General features: G+C 67.5%; 20 protein-coding genes, 1 pseudogene and 1 riboswitch. Of the genes and pseudogenes, 12 read left to right on the top strand and 9 right to left on the bottom strand.

The window, feature by feature from the left end:
• The 3 genes from B116_RS0114730 to B116_RS0114720 form a co-directional block, all read right to left on the bottom strand.
• The gene (locus B116_RS0114730) at window positions 1–1,425 is read right to left on the bottom strand and encodes a sensor histidine kinase (RefSeq protein ID WP_027660519.1); all 1,425 of its coding nucleotides are present in this window, start codon (window positions 1,423–1,425) and stop codon (window positions 1–3) included.
• Window positions 1,426–1,431: 6 nt separating this feature from the next.
• A complete protein-coding gene (locus B116_RS0114725) occupies window positions 1,432–2,088 on the bottom strand; it encodes a response regulator transcription factor (RefSeq protein WP_018723536.1) in 657 nt (218 codons plus the stop codon).
• A gap of 106 nt (window positions 2,089–2,194) precedes the next feature.
• The gene (locus B116_RS0114720; RefSeq protein ID WP_018723535.1) at window positions 2,195–2,827 is read right to left on the bottom strand and encodes a TetR/AcrR family transcriptional regulator; all 633 of its coding nucleotides are present in this window, start codon (window positions 2,825–2,827) and stop codon (window positions 2,195–2,197) included.
• A 159-nt stretch (window positions 2,828–2,986) separates the two neighbouring features.
• Here B116_RS0114720 and B116_RS0114715 point away from each other — a divergent pair, with 159 nt between their 5' ends.
• Together B116_RS0114715 and B116_RS0114710 are read left to right on the top strand one after the other, a co-directional pair.
• Window positions 2,987–3,889: an ABC transporter permease gene (locus tag B116_RS0114715; protein ID WP_027660518.1), complete on the top strand. Its 903-nt coding sequence runs from the start codon at window positions 2,987–2,989 to the stop codon at window positions 3,887–3,889.
• Window positions 3,876–4,679, top strand: coding sequence for an ABC transporter ATP-binding protein (locus B116_RS0114710; RefSeq protein ID WP_018723533.1), 804 nt, complete (start codon window positions 3,876–3,878; stop codon window positions 4,677–4,679). The genes B116_RS0114715 and B116_RS0114710 overlap by 14 nt, the downstream gene beginning before the upstream one ends.
• Before the next feature lie 648 nt (window positions 4,680–5,327).
• On the opposite strand, the gene B116_RS0114705 is transcribed toward B116_RS0114710, so the two are convergent.
• Window positions 5,328–6,176 (bottom strand): C39 family peptidase, encoded by an 849-nt coding sequence (locus B116_RS0114705; protein ID WP_033667636.1) that lies wholly within the window; start codon window positions 6,174–6,176, stop codon window positions 5,328–5,330.
• 234 nt (window positions 6,177–6,410) lie between these two features.
• Window positions 6,411–6,544: riboswitch (cyclic di-AMP (ydaO/yuaA leader) on the bottom strand.
• Window positions 6,545–7,133: 589 nt separating this feature from the next.
• On the opposite strand from B116_RS0114705, the pseudogene B116_RS25160 reads away from it, so the two are divergent.
• The 4 genes and pseudogenes from B116_RS25160 to pseI all read left to right on the top strand — a co-directional run.
• Window positions 7,134–7,424 (top strand): annotated as a pseudogene (locus B116_RS25160) (transposase family protein); the annotation flags it as partial.
• A 620-nt stretch (window positions 7,425–8,044) separates the two neighbouring features.
• Window positions 8,045–9,145 carry a glycosyltransferase family 2 protein gene (locus tag B116_RS0114690; protein ID WP_027660515.1) on the top strand — a complete coding sequence of 367 codons (1,101 nt, stop codon included), beginning with the start codon at window positions 8,045–8,047 and terminating at the stop codon, window positions 9,143–9,145.
• A complete protein-coding gene (locus B116_RS0114685; RefSeq protein ID WP_018723529.1) occupies window positions 9,142–9,645 on the top strand; it encodes a GNAT family N-acetyltransferase in 504 nt (167 codons plus the stop codon). The genes B116_RS0114690 and B116_RS0114685 overlap by 4 nt, the downstream gene beginning before the upstream one ends.
• Window positions 9,642–10,694, top strand: coding sequence for a pseudaminic acid synthase (gene pseI / locus B116_RS0114680; protein WP_027660514.1), 1,053 nt, complete (start codon window positions 9,642–9,644; stop codon window positions 10,692–10,694). The genes B116_RS0114685 and pseI overlap by 4 nt, the downstream gene beginning before the upstream one ends.
• 120 nt (window positions 10,695–10,814) lie before the next feature.
• On the opposite strand, the gene B116_RS0114675 is transcribed toward pseI, so the two are convergent.
• Genes B116_RS0114675 through B116_RS0114655 form a run of 5 tightly spaced genes read right to left on the bottom strand, consistent with a single transcriptional unit; the run spans window position 10,815 to window position 15,450 of the window.
• A complete protein-coding gene (locus B116_RS0114675; RefSeq protein ID WP_018723527.1) occupies window positions 10,815–12,041 on the bottom strand; it encodes an acyl-CoA reductase in 1,227 nt (408 codons plus the stop codon).
• Window positions 12,038–13,087 carry a LuxE/PaaK family acyltransferase gene (locus B116_RS0114670; protein ID WP_018723526.1) on the bottom strand — a complete coding sequence of 350 codons (1,050 nt, stop codon included), beginning with the start codon at window positions 13,085–13,087 and terminating at the stop codon, window positions 12,038–12,040. The genes B116_RS0114675 and B116_RS0114670 overlap by 4 nt, the downstream gene beginning before the upstream one ends.
• Window positions 13,081–14,478 (bottom strand): AMP-binding protein, encoded by a 1,398-nt coding sequence (locus B116_RS0114665; RefSeq protein WP_027660513.1) that lies wholly within the window; start codon window positions 14,476–14,478, stop codon window positions 13,081–13,083. The genes B116_RS0114670 and B116_RS0114665 overlap by 7 nt, the downstream gene beginning before the upstream one ends.
• On the bottom strand, window positions 14,475–15,227 hold the full coding sequence (locus tag B116_RS0114660) for an SDR family NAD(P)-dependent oxidoreductase (protein WP_027660512.1): 753 nt from the start codon (window positions 15,225–15,227) through the stop codon (window positions 14,475–14,477). The genes B116_RS0114665 and B116_RS0114660 overlap by 4 nt, the downstream gene beginning before the upstream one ends.
• Window positions 15,208–15,450, bottom strand: a complete 243-nt coding sequence (locus B116_RS0114655) for an acyl carrier protein (protein ID WP_027660511.1) — start codon at window positions 15,448–15,450, stop codon at window positions 15,208–15,210. The genes B116_RS0114660 and B116_RS0114655 overlap by 20 nt, the downstream gene beginning before the upstream one ends.
• A gap of 251 nt (window positions 15,451–15,701) precedes the next feature.
• On the opposite strand from B116_RS0114655, the gene pseB reads away from it, so the two are divergent.
• Genes pseB through B116_RS0114625 form a run of 6 tightly spaced genes read left to right on the top strand, consistent with a single transcriptional unit; the run spans window position 15,702 to window position 22,276 of the window.
• The gene (pseB, locus tag B116_RS0114650; protein ID WP_027660510.1) at window positions 15,702–16,679 is read left to right on the top strand and encodes a UDP-N-acetylglucosamine 4,6-dehydratase (inverting); all 978 of its coding nucleotides are present in this window, start codon (window positions 15,702–15,704) and stop codon (window positions 16,677–16,679) included.
• A gap of 5 nt (window positions 16,680–16,684) precedes the next feature.
• A complete protein-coding gene (locus B116_RS0114645; protein ID WP_188116031.1) occupies window positions 16,685–17,830 on the top strand; it encodes a DegT/DnrJ/EryC1/StrS family aminotransferase in 1,146 nt (381 codons plus the stop codon).
• A 10-nt stretch (window positions 17,831–17,840) separates the two neighbouring features.
• Window positions 17,841–18,698, top strand: coding sequence for a hypothetical protein (locus B116_RS0114640; protein ID WP_027660508.1), 858 nt, complete (start codon window positions 17,841–17,843; stop codon window positions 18,696–18,698).
• Window positions 18,699–18,720: 22 nt separating this feature from the next.
• Window positions 18,721–20,496, top strand: coding sequence for a methyltransferase domain-containing protein (locus tag B116_RS0114635; protein ID WP_033667644.1), 1,776 nt, complete (start codon window positions 18,721–18,723; stop codon window positions 20,494–20,496).
• Window positions 20,493–21,224, top strand: a complete 732-nt coding sequence (locus tag B116_RS0114630) for a cytidylyltransferase domain-containing protein (protein ID WP_026321948.1) — start codon at window positions 20,493–20,495, stop codon at window positions 21,222–21,224. Before B116_RS0114635 ends, B116_RS0114630 begins: the two co-directional genes overlap by 4 nt.
• On the top strand, window positions 21,221–22,276 hold the full coding sequence (locus B116_RS0114625) for a PseG/SpsG family protein (protein WP_027660506.1): 1,056 nt from the start codon (window positions 21,221–21,223) through the stop codon (window positions 22,274–22,276). The genes B116_RS0114630 and B116_RS0114625 overlap by 4 nt, the downstream gene beginning before the upstream one ends.
• Window positions 22,277–22,354: the final 78 nt, after the last annotated feature.

Raw genomic sequence — 22,354 nt, 5'->3', positions numbered from 1 at the left:
TCAGCCCCGAGCAGAAGGGCTGGGCGCGTTCTGCTCCCCGTCGTCGGCGGGGGTGGGCAACGACGCGGGAAACCAGAGGGCCGCGATCAGGCCGTGGGGCAGGTTCGGACGCATACTGAGCCGCCCCGCGGAGGCATCCACCAGGACCGCCACGATGGCCAAACCCAGCCCGGCGCCGTCAATATTCTGTGCCTCCGGCGCCCGCCAGAACCGTTCGGTCGCCTGGTCGAGCTGGCTGGCCGTCATACCCGGGCCGGTGTCGCGTACCTGCAGCGTCGTCCCGTCGCCCCGACCCCGAACCGCCACAGTCACCTCACCCCCCGCGCTACTGAACTTCACCGCGTTGTCGATCAACGCGTCGAGCGCCTGGTCAACGGCGGTCGGCACGGTCCTCGCGTAGGCTGGAGCAGCATCGACATCCAGGCGCAACGTGATCGACCGGTGGCGCGCCAGCGGCTCCCACGCCGCCACCCGGCTCGCAGCGACCGCCGCCGCGTCAACGGTCAAGCGCAAGTTCTCCGTCCGCTCGGCCCGAGCCAGGGTGAGCAGAGCATCCAGCACGAGCGCCAGCCGGTCGGTCTCGGCCAGGGCAAGCTGATGCTCGGCCTGGCCCTGCGGGTCACCCAGACTTGGCCCCAGTTCCTCGACCCGCAGCCGCAGCGCCGTCAACGGATTGCGGAGTTGGTGGCTGGCGTGCGCCACGAAGGCCCGCTGCCGATCCATGACGTCGGAGACGGCGTCGGCCATGTGATTGAAGCTCTCCGCCAGGCGGCGCAGTTCGGGTGGGCCCTGCCGATGCTGCACGCGGGCGTTCCGGTCACCCTCGGCGATCTCGTGGGTGACTGCGTCCAGCTCGGTGACCGGTCGCAGCACCCACCCGGCCAGGGTGAACGCGGTCAGAACACAGGCCAGCACCGCGAGCAGGCCGGCGCCGGCGAGCAGCAGCCACCAGGTGGTGATGGCCTCCCGGATCCGATTGGTGGGGGTGATGGTGACCACCGCGCCAAGCACTTCGCCGCCGTCGTTGATCGGCACCGCGACGACGATCGGCCCAGCCACCCAGGGCAGCACCGAGTCGGGCCCGCTGGCCTGCTGCCCGGAGAGGGCCACGTCGAGCGCCCCCCGGGTGCCCGAAGCGGGTTGCCAGCTCGGCGACGCGATCACCGTCTGCCGGTCCCGGTCAACGACCGCGGCGCCGATGCCGTACAGCTCGTCATAGCGGTCCAGCTCACTGCCGATCGGGCCGGTGCTGCCGCCGCGCAGCGCCGTATCGGCCAGCGACGCGAAGCGGGTGGCGTCGGCGAGCCGGTCGGCGCGGACCCGCTCGGTCTCCCGGCTGGCCAGGGTGGCCGCGAGCGGGGTCTCCAGGGCGACCAGGACCAGCACCATAAGCAGCAGATAACTGATCACCAGGCGGCGACGCACCGCACCTCACCCGTTCCGCAGGCGGTAGCCGATTCCGCGTACGGTCTCCACCAGGCGTGGGTCGCCCAGCTTGCCACGCAGGGAGCCGACATGCACCTCGACGGTGTGCCGGTCGGCGAAGGTGGTGCCCCAGGCGTCGAGCAGAATCCGATCGCGGGGCACGGCGGACCCGGGCTGGCGGGCCAGGGAGAGAAGTACGTCAAACTCCTTGCGGGTCAGCGCCACCTCCTGGGCATGGATGCGGACCGTACGAGCCGCTACGTCGATCTGGACCGGACCGACCTCGATCACGTTGCGCTCAGGCGCGGCGTGGGCGGCACGGCGCAGCACCGCCTCGATCCGGGCCTGCAGCTCCACCATCGAGAACGGCTTGACCACGTAGTCGTCCGCGCCGATCCGCAGCCCCAGCACCCGGTCGCGCTCCTCCCCCCGCGCGGTCACCGCGATGATCCCGAGTTGGCTGCTGCGCCGCCGTAGCTCCCGACACAGGTCGGTGCCGTCCCCGTCGGGCAGGGTGAGATCCAGCAGGGCCAGGTCGCACGGGGCGGCACAGAGCGCGGCGGCGACCGTCGCCGCGTGCTCCACCTGGTAGCCGCGCCGGGTCAGGGCCGCAGTAAGCGCGGCGGCAACCCGGCGGTCGTCCTCGACAAGCAGGATCCGCACCCAGTGCCCCCAACTCTCGCCTTCGTTGACCACGAATGGTCGCAGATGGCCACGGTTTAAGGGAGAGCGCAGCCGTAGTTGACGTGCCCGCGCTGGGATGCCGGCCTCATACCGCCGCCTCGGGGGCGTCGGGCCCCCCGCCTGCCACCTGCAGGGCTGCCACGATCATCTCCGCTACCCGGCGCACCTCCGCGGTTCCCAACGGGGTCCGGGAGATCGCCAGCCGCCAATAGATCGGCCCGACGATCAGGTCCACCGCGAGACGCTGGTCGGTGGCGGCCGACAGCTCGCCGCGCTCGACAGCCCGGCCGATCACGACGAGACCTATCGTCCGCTGATAGTCCTCAAGCGTCTGATGGAGCTTCTCGGCGATCTGTGGAGTGCGCGCCGCCTCGGCGAGCAGGTCCGGGATGATCTGCAGGGCCATCCGGTGCTGCAGCGCACGAGCCATTACATGAAGCAGAATCTCCAGGTCACCCAGAAGGCTACCGGTATCGAGCAGCGGCAGGTTGCGTCCGGCCGTCGCCGAGACCAAATCCAGCACCAAATCGAGCTTCGAGCGCCAACGGCGATAGATAGCGGCCTTGCTCACCCCAGCCCGGCGGGCTACCGCTTCGATTGAGAGACGCCCATACCCTACCTCGGCCAGCTCCGCCATGACCGCACCACGGATGGCCAAGGTGATGTCATCACGCAGCACCGCGGCACCTACCGGGGAGCGCTTCTTCTCGGTCACCACGTCAACAAGGTACCGTAACGACGGTACGGTTGCGTCGCGACGCGTCGTGCACTAACTTCCAGGCAGCAGCACGGCGCCTCCCAGACCAACAACGCCCGCCTGCCGCTGTGCTGCGGACCACCTGCTCCCCAATGGCACAGAAGATCGGAGCACTCGACCATGGCCAACACCGCGGTGGCCAACCTCCACCCCAGGCTGACCCCCGCCGAACTCGCGCAGCAGCACGGGCTAAAGGTCGCGAACGACAGACCGCCCCTGCGCGAGTACACCCGCCAGGTTTGGGCATACCGGCACTTCATCACCGCGTATTCCCGCGCGAAGGTAACCTCGTCGCTCAGCAACACCCGGCTTGGCCAACTGTGGCAGGTACTGACCCCAATCACCAACGCGGCGGTCTACTACCTGATTTTCGGCGTGATCCTGTCCCAGGACCGCGACATAGACAACTTCATCGCCTACCTCTGCACCGGTGTGTTCGTCTTCATGTTCACCCAAACCGCGGTGGCGAACGGCACCAGTGCGATCAACGCCAATCTCGGACTGATCCGGGCCCTGCACTTCCCGCGAGCTGTCCTACCCATCACGGTCACCCTGGTGCAGCTCCAGCAACTACTCATGTCGATGGTGGTCCTGGCCGCCATCGTGCTGTTCACCGGCGAGCCGATCACCCTCCGTTGGCTACTCCTCGCTCCGATTCTGTTCCTGCAGACAATCTTCAACATCGGCCTCACCATGGTGATGGCACGATTCGGCTCCAAGGTCGCCGACCTCAAGCAAATCATGCCGTTCGTGCTCCGCACCTGGCTCTACGCCTCCGGTGTGCTCTACCCGGTATCGCTGCTCCGCGATCACCTACCGGGCTGGGCCGCGACCCTGCTGGAGGCCAACCCGGCACTGATCTACATCGAGCTGGCCCGGTACGCCCTACTGGAGTCGAACCGAGAGAACCTGGTCGCCACACCCATGCAGCTCTGGGGGACGGCCATAGCCTGGACACTCGTCGTCGGTATTGGCGGATTCGTCTACTTCTGGCGCGGGGAGAAGGAGTATGGACGTGGCTGAGCAGACCCAGACCTCAACGAACACCAGCGCGGCGGACTCTCAGCGCGTTCCAACCGTCATCGCGGATGACGTCCATGTGATCTATCGGATTCACAAGGGCGCTGTGGCCAACACCGGCGCCACCGCCGCTCTCAAACGCATCGTGTCCCGCACCAGCACCCCGAACGTTCGCGAAGTCCACGCGATCAAGGGAGTCAGCTTCACCGCTCACCAGGGCGAGGCCATCGGTCTGATCGGCAGCAACGGATCCGGCAAGTCGAGCCTGCTGCGGACCATCGCCGGACTACTCCCGCCGGCCCGGGGTGCGGTCTACACGCTGGGACAGCCCTCACTGCTCGGCGTGAACGCGGCTCTGCTCAACGACCTCTCCGGCGAACGAAACGTGGCGCTCGGCTGCCTGGCGATGGGAATGTCCCCGGAGCAGGTCAAGCGCATTACTCCAGAGATCATCGAATTCTCCGGCATCAACGAGCGGGGCGACTTCGCATCCCTGCCGATGCGCACCTACTCCTCCGGGATGGGGGCGCGGCTGCGCTTCGCCATTGCCGCTGCGAAGGAGCACGACGTACTGCTCATCGATGAGGCGTTGGCCACTGGAGACCGAAAGTTCCGTATCCGCAGCGAACAGCGCGTCCGCGAGCTACGGGCAAGTGCGGGCACGGTCTTTCTGGTTAGCCATTCACTCGACTCAATTAGGGACACCTGTGAGCGAACCATCTGGCTGGAGGGCGGCGTTCTGAAGATGGACGGCCCGACCGACGAGGTTTGCAGGGCATACGAAGGCAGGTAACCACACTCCATGGCGGATTGCGCTAACCAGATCAGCTCATCGGCCAGAGTCGGAGAGCCCGGAGAGATCTCACCTCCGGGCTAACTTTCTGGGTGACCGGCCGGCATTACCCCTGGCCACCGACGGGCGGGCAGCGAGCACTGGAACGTCACCTACTACTAGTTCCTACGTTCAGTCCCCGGCTGCCGCTTAGCCCCCACCGGCACAGTTGCCGGCAAGGTCGATCAACCCTGCACCCGATCAGCCGCGCGCGTCCGGTGTACCCGCCGTTTGGAATAGGCGCGACCCGACGGTCAAGCAGGCCGGGTTCGCGCTGTAGGCACGAGCAAGGACTCCCACGACGGGTAGCCGCAGTTCGTGGTGGGTGTAGCCAGCTCTCGCACCGGTAGCCCGGCGCGGGTGTGGTGCTGACTGAGTCGTCGGGGTAGCTGATCGTGGCTTCGCCTCAACGGAGCACTCAAGGCTCCTGCGGGGCGCAGGGGTGGCCCGCCACATCACCAGGCCTGACAAGTTCACCCAGTTCAAAACCAGATTCATGGACTAGATCGACCGAAACCCGCGGAACGCAGGCCGGCGGCCGTACCGGATACGGCAAGACGGCGGGCACCGAATCTAGGATGAGGTCCGGTGCCCGCCAGTCAAGGCCGGTCAGGCGGAGTAGCCGCGGGTCGCGGCCCAGTTCGCCAGGGCGATCGTGGTCATCCAGTACGAGCCAGCTGCGGCGTTCGCCGAGTCGGCGATCTGCACCAGACGCCCACCGTCGTCGTACCCGACCACGGCGATGTAGTGGCCGCCCGGGAACGAGTGCCAACCACCGGCGGTGTCAGTGGCAGAGCCCGCAACGTTTACCACCACGCTCCGCCCGTCGGTGATGGCCTTGACCACATCGGCCTGGAGCTGGTCCATCTGCACCGGGGTGGCCGAGCCACCAGGGATCGTCCGGGTCTGGTAGGGCGCGCCCTCCACCTCGGCGTTGAGTACCCGCGTGGTGTCCTCGGCAGAGTCGGTGCCGAACTGATCGGTGCCGAGCGGGCCGGCGAGTTCGTTCTGCGTCCGCTCGATGCCGGTGGCGCTGAGGGCGTTCCGGACGGCGGCCGGGCCGCAGTAGTAGAAGTTGATCTGCGCCTGGTAGTCGTACTCCAGCATCGCGGAGGCAGCTGGTTCCGGTGCTGCCGGCTCAGTCAGGTCGGGGTCCGCCGTAGGCGTACTCGATGGCTCAGCGGCCGACGGCTCAGCACTCAACGGAGCGGCAATCGACGGCTCGGCGCTCGACGACTCGGCCTTGACCGGGGCCGCCTCGGGAGTAGCGTCGGCGATATCACTGCCGGCCGCGGCGGTGGCGTTGACGGGCTGCGGCGACGGGGACTCCTCGTCGCTGCCAACGGCGAGGGCGCCGGCACCGATGGCCAGCACGAGCGCGGCAGCCGACGTAGCGGCCAGCTGGTACGGGCGCTCCGCAGTCAGCTGGCGGAGCTGTCGTTTAAGGCGATTCTTCACGGGTTCCTCCACAGGCTGTTGGGGCTGTGGCGCACCGCGCCGTTGGGCGGACAGGCAGAGGCGGGCCGCACGGAACTGAAATCCGCGCGCTGGTGGCCACGGGGGATCACCCGGCCTACCGCCGGGCTATGCGGGATGGGTCAGCGCCCGGCGGCAGGCCGGACGGGCACGGACACAGCAGCGCCGTGAAGGCGGCGGATCGCCCGCTGGGCGGAATAACGCTGCACGAAATCGGACTCCTTCCAATACCGCTGACCGGGTTAGCTGACGGATTCGGACGGGAAGTGCGCCCTACCGCAAAGTTGCGGATTCACCCCAGGTAGAACGGGCCCCCGGTTCACCTTTCGGCAATTGAGCGGGTCGGCACGGCGTCGCCTTTTGCGATCGTTGACCGCACCGGACTCGCCGACACTACTGGCCATCCAGAACACCGCCAACCCGATCTGACCTGCCTAAACATCGATCATGGAAGGAATTTTCGGACAGCGCCCCCTGCCCTGAATCAATGGGACGGCGGGCGGTCACGGTACGCCTGGTCAGGAACAGGACGGCTTGCTGACATTCGCTTACAGACCTACTGGGAGAATCGGCCAATCTGAGACGCTTGACCGGTTCAGCCTAACTATGATCGGCCTCATAAAATCAGCCACGTGCATCCTGCCTAGCACCTCGTCCCGCAACCTAGAACGGGTAATCTGAGTGGCGGATCTTGGAGTAGCCGCGAATCCGGTTGTTCGGCGGCTCGTTGGCTCGCCAGCGGATGTAGTCGCCAATGGCGACGCGTCCATCCTGGCGGTCCAGGCGTCCAGGCTCTCCACACGCTCGTTGCGCAGTACGCCGATCAAGTCACGCTCGCCCGCTGTGTCGTGATTGTCGCACTCCGGCAGCGACAACTGGTCGTCCGCGTCCGCGCCGGGTTGAACAGCGTCATGTCGACGCGGGACGGCCACCAACCGCCCGGGCAGCATCAGCGACGCACTGACCAGCGCAGACGTGATGACCTTCGCGGACAAGGACTACCAAGGAGCCCACGGCAGTGTGCGCACGCCGTTCAAGCGACGCCGCTTCCGGCCGAAGCTGTCACGCCGGCAGAAGACCGTGAACCGCGCCCGCGGCGAATGCGCGATCGCCACACTCAAGACCTGGAGGATCCTGACCAAGCTGCGCTGCTACCCACGGCGAGCGACCACGATCGTGCAGGCCATCCTCGTCCTGCACCACGTCGAATCCAACCGCTACACAGGATGAACACGGCTCAGTGCTCGAACAGCGTCAGCTGCGCGGTCAGGCCGGCCCGATCACGCAGCAACGCCGCAACGACGTGCGACACCACACCGGAACACTCCCGGTGACCCACAGATCCCCTGACCACGCCGTACGTAAGCCGCGCCCCGGAATTGGCTCCGGATTGAGAAACCTGCAACGACAGTCCCTCACCTCCATGTGAAGCCAATAGCGTCCCTCACGACGCACACCTCCGGGATATCACTTTCCGTGACGCTTCGGTTTGGCTGGGCTTCGTCCCCGGCTCCACCCAACCCGCACCGGCATCGAACCCGGCGTCCCGCCCCCTGCGCAACGACTCAATCGGCTACGGCAGCGAGGCCAGCAACGCCTGCGCCACCTACCAAGCCAACCGCCGCCCACACGACCCCATCACCATCGCCTATCCGACACGAAACGCCCTGGAAGACTGCCTGCCGGAAAGCACTCGAACCCAGTACATGTTTGATCCCAGCACTGTCCGCAGTCATCACCGTTACGGTAGAAGGCACCTGGACCGGGGGCCACACTTCCCGCAGCAGATGGTTCCAGGCCGTTCACCTCCTGGTTCCCCAGCGCCCCTTTCGCACCTTTATCATGTCCGGGTGGTCACCAACCCGCAACCACTACTGAGCGTGGTCGTACCTGTGTATGGCGTAGAGGAACAGCTGCATCAGTGCCTCGACTCACTCTTCGATGGTCTCAACGAAGCCAATGCCGCCGACATGGAAGTGGTCGCGGTCAACGATGCCTCACCGGACCGGTGCGGCGAGTTACTACAGGCGTACGCCGCCCAGCGGCCGGCGGTACGCACCCTCACGCTGTCCCGCAACGTGGGGCTCGGCCTAGCCCGGAACGCCGGGCTGGATGTGGTGACAGGCCAGCACGTCTGGTTCGTGGACAGCGACGACTGGCTGCCAACAGGCTCAGTGACGGCAGTGTTGGGGCGGCTACGCGCAGATCGGCCGGATGTGTTGCTGTTCGACCATCTCCGGGTGCATCACAATGGCCGAGGAGAGATGGATGCCAGTAGCCATCTGCTACGCGGGGTGGACGGCTGCGTCCGGCTGGACGAGCGCCCCGAGCTACTCCGGGTTCAACACACCGCTTGGAACAAGGTGGTCAGTCGAACCTTCCTAACCGGTCTAGGCATACGCTTCTACCCCGGTTGGTACGAGGACATCCCGTTCAGCCACCCGCTACTGATCGCTGCGGAGCGGATCGCGGTGCTCGACCGAATCTGTTACCACTACCGTCAGGGTCGCCCCGGTGCGATTACCGCCACCTCCAGCGAACGGCACTTTGACGCGTTCGAACAGTACGACCGGCTATTTGACTGGCTGCTCAGCGCCCGACCCCAGGAGACCAGGCTGCACGCCGACCTGTTCGAAAGGATGATTAGCCACCTGCTTGTGGTCGTGGGCAACAACCATCGGATGCCGGCGAAGCTACGCCGCTCCTTCTTCCATCGGGTATCCGCGTACTATCGACGCTACCGGCCGACCGACGGCTATCCCCGTCCCGGCGGAATAGGCGGTCTGAAGCATCGCCTCATCGCCTCGAATAGCTACCTGGCGTACAAAGCGCTGCGCAATGCTCACCGGCTCGTCACTCGGCGGCCTCCGGCGCGTGAAAGAGTCCCGGTCACCGGCCCGATCGCGGAGTCCGCCGAGCGGCAGCCGCACCTGATGGCGGCACAGCGATGACCGCGACCCTGCGTCCGGCCGATACCGAAGACCTCGATCGGATGCGGCGCTGGCGCAACCACCCCCAGGTACGCAGCACGAGCTTGACCCAGCACGAGATCAGTCCTGAGGAACACCTCGCCTGGTGGTCGGCGGTGCGGGAGGAATCCGACCGCCGAGTGCTCATCTACCTACACGGGGGGCATCCGGCCGGGGTAGTGACCTTCACCGGCATCGCATCCCCGGAGAAAGCCCTGACCTGGGGGTATTACCTGGACATCGAGGGGCTTGAAGAACAAGGCCTACTCCTACCCGCCTGGATCGGGCTGCAGCAGGCCGCGATTGAACACGCCTTCGAATCTCTCGCGGCCCATACGCTCGGTGGGGAGACACTGGCCGACAACCGACCAGTACTGGCGCTACACCGCCGCTTCGGGTTCCAGGTAGTCCGGCGCTATGAACGAGAAATTGACGGCAAGCCACACCAGGTAGTGTGGACGGAACTGAGCAGGAGAGCATGAGCAGTACAGTAAAGATCGGGCCGCATCTGGTAGGCCCGGGCGAGCCGCCACTCGTGGTCGCCGAGGTCTCCGGTAACCACAACGGCAGCCTGGACCGGGCGCTGGAGATCGTGGACGCTGTGGCGGCGAGCGGCGCACAAGCGCTCAAGCTGCAGACGTACACGCCGGACACCATCACCATCGACCACGACAGTCCGGCTTTTCGCATCTCCGACGGGCACGACCTGTGGGGCGGCGAGAACCTCTACCAGCTCTTCCAGCGGGCGCACACTCCATACGAGTGGCATAAACCCATCTTCGAGCGGGCCCGCCGGCATGGACTGACCGTCTTCTCCTCGCCGTTCGATCACACCGCAGTGGAGCTGCTGGAGGAGCTGAACGTTCCGGCGTACAAGATCGCCTCATCGGAACTGGTGGACCTGCCGTTGATCCGGCTGGTCGCGAGTACCGGCAAACCACTGGTCATCTCTACGGGGATGGCCACGATGGCAGAGATCGACGCCGCGGTCCGGGCGGCTCGCGAGGGTGGGGCCGACGGCGTGGTCCTCCTCGCCTGTACCGCCTCCTACCCGGCGCCGCCGCAGGACAGTAACCTGCGCCGCATACCGGTGCTGGCCGACGCCTTCGGCTTGCCGGTCGGCCTCTCCGACCACACTCCGGGCATCGGCGTACCAGTGGCCTCGGTGGCGTTGGGGGCCTGTCTGGTCGAGAAGCACGTCACGATGGCCCGGGCAGACGGGGGCGTGGACTCGGACTTCTCTCTGGAACCGGCCGAGTTGGCCGCGCTGCGGGTGGAGACTGAGCGGGCCTGGGCGGCGATGGGTAGCACTGTGGTCGGCCCCACCCCCACCGAACGTGAAGGCCTGCGCTTCCGTCGTTCCCTACATGTGGTCGCCGATGTGCGGGCCGGGGAGCCGGTGACCCGCGCGAACATTCGATCCATCCGGCCGGCTGGCGGCCTGCACCCAGACGAGTTGGACCGGGTACTCGGACGCACCTTCACTCAGGACGTGCGATGCGGCACTCCACTGGGCTGGGAACAGATCTAACTGGAAACGAACGGGGCCCGAGGTAGTGATCACCTCGGGCCCCGGGTCAGCGCAGGTGCGGTGCGCTGGAACCGCCTACCGGTCCGCGAGCTGCCTTCTCCGCCCCGACCGCAGCTGTCCTCAGTCGTTGACCGTGACCAGCCGAACAAACTCCCGCAGCAAATCGTGACCGTCCCACACTGGAGCGAAGGTCAATGCCGCCCCGAACGGCACGATGCGGTCGACTCCCCGCCCTCCTAGGCTCCGGGCTAGGGCCGTCAGCTCATCCCGATCAAAGCCGAAGTGGGTGAGGGTCTGGTCGCGGCGACGCACGAACGGCACCAGCTCCGTCAGGTCAGACACAGTGACGAAGGGGAAGGTGCCGGCGCCGAGCCAGTGCCGCGGGGTGGCTGAAACCTCTGCCAGTTCCAGTGTTGCCAGGGCATTACGGTGGAAGACCATCCGCCGCACTCCCCCATCAGCAGCCAACCCGTACGCGCCGACCCGCTTCTCCACCGCCATCGCCGCGTCCACGTCCCAGCCGCGTTCCTGGACCACGTCTTCCAACAGGGCGACGAACTCGGCTCGGACCTCCTCAGCCTGCTCCGCCGCACCAACCAGAAAGACGGTACGTGGAGAGGCGCAGGCTGCTTGATCGAACCAGTACGCGTCGTTGGCGAATGCGCTGGCCGCGTCTCGCCGCCGTTGCGGCGAGGCCGCTGCCCAGCCGGGCACCGACAACATGGCGAAGGACGACCGATCAGGGAAGGTGAGGTCCCGGGCTGCCGGCGCGAGCGGATGCCGTCGGAGGTTCTCCACCGCCTGGTCCCCGCCCCAGAGGACGCGTAGGTCGCTGGTAGCGCTCAGCTGGGCGGTCACCGCGTCATCATGCCCGTAGGTGACCATGAGCTGAGTACGGGCTACCACCGGGTCGGCCTCGGCGAGGCTGGCGTTGAGCACCTCAAGTATCGCGTCGGCGGCTGCCGCGGAACGCGGCGACACCCGGACCACATTGGTATTACCGGCCAGCGCGGACAGTGCCCACGAGTAGACGAAAATTGTGTCTACGTTCGCCGGTGGGACGTGAAATACCCGCCCGCGGGGGAACACAAGCGTGTCCGGCCCAAGCGTTGAGTGCAGCCGCTCTATTGCGCCCAGTAGTTCCCGGCGACGGAGGAAGAACCCGAGTGAGCCCAATTCCGGGTGCCGTCGGGCCAGCGCCGGAGTGAGTAGCCGTTTGGCGACCGCAGCCAGGAAATCCACCATCCGCGGATCTCCCACGGCCAACGGCTCGACCTCGTCCGGAGCCAGCAGGTCCGCCACGGAGGAGACGGCCCCGCCTACGGGGAAACGCATCCGAAGCGTCATGGCGTACCTCCCTGGTAGGTGTCGCTGCAGCCGCGCGCCTCAGCGCGGGGCAACCGGCCGAGCACGCTGAACCGCTTACCCGGCCAGTGCCCGTCGTCGATCCCATGCACCACGCCGAGGTCCTCGGTGAGCAGCACATGCCCGGGGTACGAGGTCGGCAAGGTACTCAGCACCTCGATGACGCCCGGCGTGCCCACCGGCACCTCCTGCCAGGTCACCGGGTCCCGGATGATCACGTCAGCGAAGTCTGGGCAGTAGAGCGAGCCGCCCTCCGGCCCCTCCAGAAAGACCGTGCCAATCTGCTCGACCATTCCGTAGAAGTTATGAATCCGCGTCAGACCGGTGTCTGCGCCGAAGCGGCGACGGAACTCGGCATTGTCGACCGCTCGATCAACAAGCTTCTTCCAGCCACCGGAGTGCACCAGGATCCCCTGGGAAAGGTCCAGTCCGTGCTCACGGGCCACCTCGTAGAGGTAAGTCCAGACCATGAAGGTGAACCCGAAGATCAGGAAGGGCTCATGACCGTGCCGGTCCAGAAAGGCCCGCAGCGCCTCAACGTCCGGTCGGTCGTCGGCGTCAAGCAGCCAGTGATGGTCCCGACCGAAGTTCACCATGCCAAGCGCACCCGCGCCCCGAGCAGAGTATGAGCGACGGTCGCCGACCACGCCACGACCATCTACCACCAGCATCGGTAGCCGGCGCGCGCCGAGCACGGTCGCGAGGGTCCGGGCGAGCATTCGGGACTGGGTGGCCGCCGCCTCGCGGTCCAGGTGAATCCGGCTCACCTCACCGGTGGTTCCGCTGGAGGTGAGCACCCGGATCACCTGATCTTCGGGAACGCTCACCAGCTTCTTGGTCTTGAATAGTCGGACCGGCAGCCAGGGCAGTTCGGCCACCGTCGCCGCTTCGCCCCGGACATCGAGTGCGTCCATGATCCGGGCGTACGGCGGGCAGGACTGCCGATGGTGCGACACCAAGGCGTTCAGCTCGTCACGTAGCTGCTTCTCCTTGTCTGGCTGGGGCCGCGTGAACACGTCGGTCAGCACTGGTCCTCCAGAGCTCGGTAGTCAGGCTTTCCGGTGGTGGTCAGCGGCAGCGCGTCAACGCTGCGGACCAAGATGCCGGAGGAGTGGGTGCCCAGCTCCTCGGCCGCCTCAGCTCGAATCCGGGCCAACCGGTCGTCGTCGGCGCCCTCAGCGACCAGCACCAAGCGGTCTGGACCAGCCACCGCCGCGACCGGGCCATGCCGCGCGAGGGACCGCTCGACGTCGTCGAGGTTGACTCGTACCCCAAAGATCTTGGCGATACGCTTGATCCTGCCGGTGATGTACAGGAATCCCTCGTCGTCCAGTCGGCCGAGGTCTCCGGTACGCAGCACCCCACCCAGATCATCGCCCCGGGCCAGATCCGCGGCGGTCTCGGCGTACCCCATCATCACGTTGGCGCCCCGGTAGACGATCTCACCAGTGCGTCCCGGCTCCGTCGTCTCGGGCCCGTCGCCGGGGCTAACAGTGATCTCACCACCACGCACCGGAACACCCACTGAGCCGAGCTTCGCGGGCAGTCGATCCGCGGGCAGCACCGCCATTCGAGCGGTGGCCTCGGTCTGCCCGTACATGACGAAGAACCTGCCACCAACCGCAGCCATCCGGCGATGGAAGTCCTCGACCAGGTCGGGGTTCAGCCGTCCGCCGGCCTGGGTGAGCGTCCGTAGCCGGGGGTAGCGGGCGGGATCGAAGCGAAGCCGACGCAGCATCTCGTACTGGTATGGCACCGCGGCCAGTGAGGTGACGTGATGTCGGTCCACGTTGGACCAGAAGTCCCGCGTCGTGAAGGCGTTCTCCTCGACCACCACGGTGGCGCCAGCGTGAAGGTGGCTGGTGAGCACCGACAGCCCGAACGTGTAGTGCAGCGGCAGGCTGGTCGGCGCGACCTCGTCACCATCGATCTCAAGCGCCGCACCGATTGCCGCGGCGTTGGCCAGCACCGCCGCCCGGGAGAGCCGGACCAGCTTGGGGCTGCCGGTCGAGCCGGAGGTGGCCAACAACAGCGCCAGGTCGGGGTGCGGGGCCGGCCCGGGATCCCCGGTGCGGCGCTGGTAGTCGCCCAGCCGCTGGTCCGGCCCGGGGCGATACCCAGGCAGCGACTCGGCATCGCCGAACAGCACCGCCGGGCAGAAACGATCGGCCAAGTCGGCCAGCCGCTCCCCATCGATTCGCGGATCGACCAGTGCGATCGGCCGACCCACGCGCAGCGCCGCGAGGAACCGAAGAACCGCGGTGACCGTAGTGGGCATGGCGGCCAGCACCATTCCGGGCGGCTCCCGGTCCAGCGCGGCGCTAAGCTCCGCAACCTGGTCATGTAGGTCGACGCCGCCGAGCGTGGCACCGTTGGCCGCCTCAACCAGGCGAGCGTCGGGGTGTAGCAGGCCAATCATGGGGTGAGACCGCCGTCCACTCCGACCACCTGGCCGGTTACGAAGCTCGCCGCCGGATCCAGCAGGAAGGCCACCACTTCGGCGACATCCTCCGGCTCCCCCAGCCGGCCCAGCGGGGTGGCCGCCACCCGGGCCGCACGACCTTCGGTGTCCAGGTCAGCGAGCAGGTCGGTACGGATAAAGCCGGGCGCCACCGCGTTGACGCGGATTCCCGCCGGGCCGAGCTCCTTCGCGGCGGCTCGGGTCAACCCCTCAATAGCCGCCTTGCTGGCAGCGTAGACGGCCTGGCCCGCGGCGCCGGCCGTACCAACCACTGAGGCGGTGAGCACCGCGGCTGGACGTTGTCCCCGCCGCAGCAGCCGTACGCCCTGCTGGAGGGTGTGCGCGGCGCCTGCCGCATTGACTGAGAAGAGCCGTTCGATCGTCGGATCGGCGACGGAACCAAGTAGACCGGCCGCGTGCACACCGGCGTTGACCACCAGTGCGTCCAGCCGGCGCCATCGCTGGAAGAGGAGCCGAACCAACGCGCGGACCTGCTCGGGGTCCGCGACATCACCGTGCACCGCCAGATGTGGACCGCCCGGCAACGCCGCCGCGACCTGCTCAGCGTCTCCGAGAGTCCGGCCGTGAACGGCGACAATGTAACCCGCCGAGGCCAGCCGCGTCGCGATGGCTCGACCGATACCCCGAGTCGATCCAGTAATCAACGCGTAACGCGTGTCCGGCAGTTCAGTCGGCGAGGACGACACCGTGCTTCTCCAGAATCTGCTGCGCGCGGTTGAAGGAGCTGAGGTCGATCACCTCGTCTGTGTCGAGCATCACTCCGAACTCGTCCTCGATCGCAGCGACCAGAGACATGTGGGCAAGCGAGTCCCACTGTGCGTTACCGCGATATTCCAAATCGTCCACTGGACTGTCATCTGACAGTTCCAGGGAATTCCGAAAGACGTGTCTAAGCCGTTCGAGTTTCACTGTGGCACCCCTCACCACCCGGCTCGCACGGCCGGATCGACGGCCGAGTGTAGCTGAGGAAATCGCAGCAATTATGGCCGCCAGGCTCACCTGACGTCTCTGTTCGGGCGGATGCTAGCATGCACCCGCCCATGTGGAAGTCCCAACATCGGGCGTAGCGATTCCCCTCACCCGCACGTATCATGCCAGTGCCAACCAGGGAACCCCTAGCGCGGTAGCCACATGACCAGGAACGGAGCACGAAGTTGAGCGTGTTAGACGGTTCGTCCATTCTGATCACCGGAGGAACCGGCTCCTTCGGTAAGGCATTCCTCCGCAATGTCCTAGCCGAGAGCACACCGGCTCGGGTGGTGGTGTTTTCCCGAGACGAGCTCAAGCAATACGAACTACGTCGGGAGCTCGGCGACGACCCGCGCCTGCGCTGGTTCATCGGCGACATCCGGGACCGCCACCGGCTGACTCGGGCGATGCACGGCATCGACTTCGTGGTGCACGCCGCCGCCCTCAAGCAGGTCGATACCGCGGAGTACAACCCCTCGGAATTCATCGCTACCAACATCACCGGCTCCCAGCACGTCGTTGACGCCGCCATCGAAGCCGGGGTGCAGAAGGTCATCGCACTCTCCACTGACAAGGCATCTAGCCCCATCAACCTATATGGGGCCACGAAGCTCGTCGCCGACAAACTCTTCATCTCGGCCAACCACTACGCCGCAGGCCACCCGACCCGCTTCGCCGTGGTCCGCTACGGCAACGTGATGGGTAGCCGTGGCTCGGTGGTGCCGCTGTTCCAGCGGCTCGCCGCCGAGGGCAGGAGTCTGCCCATCACCGACAAGCGAATGACCCGGTTCTGGATCACGCTGGAGCAGGCTGTCCAATTCGTCTTGAACTCGTTCGAGCAGATGCAGGGCGGAGAGCTGTTCGTGCCGCGCATCCCCAGCATGCGCATCGTGGACCTGGTCGAGGCGGTCGCCCCGGAGGCCACCACGCACGAAATCGGCATTCGTCCCGGCGAAAAGCTGCACGAGGAGATGATCGCGCCGGACGACAGCCGCCGCACGCTGCGGGCCGCCGACCGGTTCATCGTGCAGCCGACCATCGCCACCTGGGGCTACGAGCCGCCAAGTGACTGCGAGCGGGTGCCGGACGGGTTCGCCTACCAGTCGGACAGCAACGACCTGTGGCTCACCCCAGACCAAATGCGCGAAATGCTCGGGATCACCGCGTGACGACAATGCTCCCGTACGGCCGCCAGTCCATCGTCGAAGACGATGTGACCGCGGTCGTTGACGTTCTCCGTGGGGACTGGCTCACCACCGGTCCCCAAGTGTCCGCGTTCGAGGGTGACCTGGCACGCTGGACCGGCGGAGTCGGCTGCGCGGTGGTCGCCAACGGCACCGCCGCGCTACACACCGCCTACGCGGCGGCCGGGGTTGGCCCCGGCGACGAGGTGGTCGTGCCGCCGATGACCTTCGTCGCCACCGCCAGCACCGCCATGGCCCTCGGCGCCAAGGTGGTCTTCGCCGACGTCGAGGAGGAGACCTTCACCCTGGACCCGCGGGCGGCCGCCGCCGCGGTCACGTCCCGGACCCGAGTGGTGGCGGCGGTGGACTACGCCGGCCACCCGGCCGACTACGACGCCCTCCGTCCAGCGCTGTCCGGCAGCGACGCGCTACTACTCGCCGACGCCGCACACTCCATCGGTGCCGCTTACCGCGACCAGCCGGTCGGCTCGCTGGCTGACCTGACCACATTCTCGTTCTTTCCCACGAAGAACCTCACCACCGCGGAGGGCGGCGCGGTCGCGGCCACCGACCCGGCCGTGCTGGAGCGCGCCCGTCGGTTCCGCAACCACGGACTGGTCCGGGACCGATCCGAGCAGCGCTGGCCGGACGAGGGCGGCTGGCACCAGGAGGTGCACGAGTTCGGCCTCAACTACCGACTACCCGATGTCCTCTGTGCGCTTGGCCGCAGCCAGCTGCGTCGGCTCGGCGAGTTCCTCACCGCCCGGGAACGCCTCGTGCGACGGTACGATGAGGCGCTCGCCGACCTGCCCGGTGTGCTGCTTCCAACCCGCCGCTCCTGGGCTCGCCCAGCCTGGCACCTGTACCCGATCCGGGTGCTCGACGGGCGGCGGCGCGAAGTCTACGATCGGATGCGGGCCGCCGGCATTGGGGTGCAGGTCAACTACCTTCCGGCGCACCTCCACCCGGTCTTCGCCGACCTCGGCTACCGGCGCGGGTCCTGTCCGGTCGCCGAGGCGTTTTACGAACAGCAGCTCTCCCTTCCGTTGTACCCAGGGCTCAGTGACACCGACCAGGAACGGGTCGTTGACGCCCTCACCACCGCGCTGCGGACACCGGCGCCGACCACTGTTTGAGACGGACCCGATGCACCACGCCAACCACTTTTACGGCCACGCCCATGTGCTGACCCGATACTGTGGGTTCGGCGACCGGCACCCGCCCCGGATCAACGGCTATGTCCAGCACGGCTGGAACATCGGTGACGGATTGGCACCTGGGCACCCCTATGTCGAGGGAACACCGAGCCTCCTCTGGTCCGCCCAGACCCGTCGTCGGGCCTGGGCGGTGGGACGGCGAAACGTCGTCGTTGTCGGGGCGCCCTTCACCTACCTACTCGCGCTGCGTCCGACGGATCCCCCACCGGCGAAGGCCAAGCCGACGGTACGGGAGGGCACCATCTGGTACCCGTTCCATGGCTGGGAGGGTCAGAATGTCAAGGGCAACCACAAGGAATTGATCGCCCGGATCCGGGATACCGAGCCCGGACCGGTGACGGTGTGTCTCTACTGGCACGAGTACGGCATGCGCCGGGTGCGCCAGCGCTACGAGAAGGCCGGCTTCCGGGTCATCTGTCACGGCTACCGCGGCCACTGGTGGCGGGATACCGACCCGCTCTTCCTCGACAAGCAGCTCACCGAGCTGCGCCGGCACAAGCGGGTCGCCTCCAATCGGCTGACCAGCGCCATCTTCTACGGCATCGCCGCCGGGTGTGAGCCGGCTGTCTACGGTGATCCGATGGTGCTCGCCGACGAAGATCCAACCTTCGGCGGCACGGCCCGAATCCGTAGACAGTGGCCGGAACTTCACGGCGAGTCAATCGAGCTGTCCACCGCCGTCGAGATCGCCCGCGCCGAATTGGGCACCGACCATCGCTGCGCCCCGGCCGAGCTACGCGAGCTACTCGGCTGGGCGCATCTTCAGGAGAACGACCTTGACGACTGACACTGACCAAGCTCAGCAGATCATGCTGCCCGGCGGCGAGATGCTGGCGTGGTCTGACCTACAAACCGAGGAGCCGACCGACGGCGGGCCCCTCGGCCTCCTCGGTGCCCGGGTCGTGCCGGCCGGCGCCCGGGTGCTGCTGGCCGGGCCACACGCGCCCGGCGTCCTCGATCAGCTAGCCCACGCCGAGGTAACCTGTCTGCTCCGCAGCCACCTGGACGGGGTGGCGCTGGCCGAACACGCGGCCGAGCTCCCGGTACGAGTGATCGTCGGCGGCCCGACCGGGTTGCCCGCCGACGAGACGTATGACGTGGTTATCGCCACGTCCGGACTGGATTCGATGGAATCCATTGAGGGAGCCCGTCTCGGTTGGGATGGCGTGTTGGCCGTGCTGGCCGACCGGTTGCGTCCGGGCGGGACCCTGCTGCTACGCCTAGACAACCCCGTTGGTCTGCACCGGATCGTTGACGTATCCCCTTGGTACGCCGCCCGGGACGACAACCGGTGGACCGTGGAAGGGGTCCTGGACGCCGGCCACCCCGCGAGCCTCGACCAGTTGCGCAGCCGCCTCGCCGATGCCGGCCTCATCCCAGACACTTCTTTCGCGGCATATCCGCACCCCAAGGCGATTACTGCCCTGGTGGCGACCGGAGCACTCGACCAGGGGGCCTCCGCAGGCCTGCTCGACGCCGTGCTCCACAATTCCTGCTCGGACGGGTACGCCGACCAGTCGGTCCTGCAGGACCCGGCCCGACTCGCGGTTGACGCGCTGCACGCCGGACTAGCCTCGGGGCTCGCCCCGGCATGGGTGGTGCATGCCCGGCGCGGCCCGCTCCCGGCGGCGGAGCCGACCGACCTGCCGGTGGCGCTGGTCCAGACCGGTCCGCTCGACGCGAGGGGAATCGCGGTGGTGACCGCCGGGCAGGATTGGCACTGGCAGGTTACCCAGCCGCCGCTGCGAACCGCGCCGAATACCGGACCGGCGTACCGGGACCTCGGGGCGCTGACCGGGCCGGTTCCGTCTGGCCGCCTCCTGGGCACCCTGCTGTTGGACGCCTGCCTACGGCAGGACCTGGAGCAGCTACGGACATTGCTCTCCGGATACGCCCACTGGCTCGACTCGTTCACCGTTGACGGCCGGATCTCCGGCGCGCCGGCATTGGCCGGGCTCGACAACGTGGTGGTGGACGGGGAGCGGTTCGCCGTACTCGACCCGAGCTGGCAGGCGGCCGCCCCGCTTCCGGTGGATGTCGCGCTGGCCCGCGGCCTCTGGCGGTTCGCCACCACCCTGCTGACCGGCGGCTACTCCCACCCCTGGTCTTCCACTCTCGACCTGGCGGGGCTCACCGTTGTTCTTGGCGGGGTGGCTGGTCGTGACCTCGACCGGGCCACTGTGCGCGTGGCGGTGGAGACCGAGGCTGCGCTCGTCGCCGCAGTGACAGGTTTGGACCCGGCAGGCGAAGAGAAGCTCCTTGACGAGTTGAACGCCTTGGAGCCGAGCTCGCCGCCCCCCGGCCCACGAAGCTACCAACAGTTACACGAGGCGTGGCTACGCCAGCGCGAGGAACTGGGCCGGATACAGGCGGTGCTGCGCTGGACCGAAGACCTGATCACCAACCGGGAACGGGCGTTACGCCGAGCGGACAGCATGATCAAAATGTTGAGCGGATCGGTCAGCTTCCGGGTGATCCGACTGGTCATTATACCGGCTCGCTGGGCCAGACGTGCCGCCAGGGCGTTGAAGCGACGCCTACGTAGGGCGCTGAAGCAGCGGGCGATGCGGGGTGAGCAGCAGTGACTAGGATCGTCGGCATTGTCCAGGCTCGGATGGGTTCGTCCCGGCTTCCCGGTAAGGTGCTACGTCCGCTCGCCGGACGTAGCGTCCTCGGCCGGGTGGTCCGGGCCGCCCGGGAAAGCGAAAGGCTGTCCGACCTGGTCGTGGCCACCAGTACCGAGCCAGGTGACGACGCGGTCGTGGACGAGTGCGCCAAGCTCGACGTCGCCTGCCACCGCGGATCGGTGGACGACGTCCTCGACCGCTTCATCGGCGCATTCGACGCGCACCCGGGGGACGCGGTGGCCCGCTTCACCGCCGACTGTCCCCTCCTCGATCCGGAGATCGTCCGACTCGTCGCAGACGTCTACCAGGCAGTCCCCGGCCTCGACTACGTAAGTACCTCGATCGCCCGAACCCTGCCCCGGGGCATGGATGTCGAGATTATCCACGCGGACGCGCTGCGAACCCTGCACCGGATTGCCACCGACCATCACCGGGTCCACGTCACCTCGTACGCGTACACCCATCCGGAACTGTTCCGGGTGCTTGGGGTGACCCTCACCCCCGACCGCTCCAACCTGAGGCTCACCCTCGACACCGAGCAGGACCTGGCTCTGGTACGCGCGGTAGCCGACCACTTCGGTGATGTCAGCGTGCCGCTGGCCACGCTCGCCGACTGGCTGGCCGGGCAACCAGCACTGCGGGCCCTCAACGCCGAGGTCCGGCAGAAGCGGCTGGAGGAGGCGTGACGACGCTCCGGGTCGGGTTACGCTGCGATGCGGGTCCGCGTCGCGGCGTCGGCCACCTCATCCGCTGCCTCGCCCTGGGCGAGGAATTTCTAGCCCGAAACGCCCACGTCGAGCTGCTGGGCAGCGTGACCGACGTGGGCTGGGCCGCCCGCCAACTCGCCAACCAGGGCATCGGGCGCTACCCCGGACCGGACACCCCGGGCGAGTTGGTCGCCGTCGCCCGCAAACACGAGTTGGACGTGCTGGTCCTGGACTCCTACGAGCTGGACCCGGCCTGCGCCGGGGCGCTACGGGCGGCGGGCATTCGCACCCTCGCCGTGGTGGACGGAGACACCCGCGGTCAAGACGCCGACCTGTACCTGGACCAGAACCTCGGCGCCGGTCGCATCGCAGCAGCCCACCGGCTACTCGCGGGCACCAACTACGCCCTGCTCCGCCGGGAGATACTAGACCGGCGGCCCGCCGCACCTAGACCGCCGATGCCGACCGCTCGGCCCCGGGTACTCGCCTTCTTCGGCGGCACCGACGCGTTCGGCGCCGCCCCGCCGCTGACCCGGCTACTACTCGCCACCGGACAACCATTGGACCTGACCGTGGTAGTCGCCGGCGAATCGATCGGGGCGGAGTTGGCGACGCTACGCCCCGGTCCCCAGCAGACGGTGCGGACGGTACCGCCCACCGACACGTTGCCAGACCTGATCGTCGCGGCGGACCTAGTGGTCTCCGCCGCCGGGACCTCCACCTGGGAGCTCTGCTGCCTCGGCATCCCCTCGGCACTAGTCTGCGTGGTGGACAACCAACGCGACTCGTACCACCGGGTGATCCGGGAAGGCATCGCGGCCGGAGTCGGCGAGCTGACCGAGCTGACCGCCACCGGGCCGGCCGGAACCTCCGCCCGCACCAACGCCGTCCTGACCCTGCGCAGGCTGCTCACCTCCGCAGCCCACCGGGCCGAACTCGCCGCCCGCGCCTGGGCCATGGTGGATGGACGAGGCCGGGCCCGCGTAGCTGATGCTGTCCAGGCGCTTGTCGCTGCGCCCGCCGCCCGCTGACACTTCCCGTTCTCGGGGCGCCCGCCGCCCGGGGGAGTTTTCCCCCGGCAGGCCGCCTAGCCGCAGGGCAGCGGCCTG

Origin of the sequence: Salinispora fenicalii, assembly GCF_000514815.1 — a bacterium.
Classification (GTDB): domain Bacteria; phylum Actinomycetota; class Actinomycetes; order Mycobacteriales; family Micromonosporaceae; genus Micromonospora; species Micromonospora fenicalii.
This window is presented reverse-complemented; position numbering and strand designations above follow the sequence as displayed.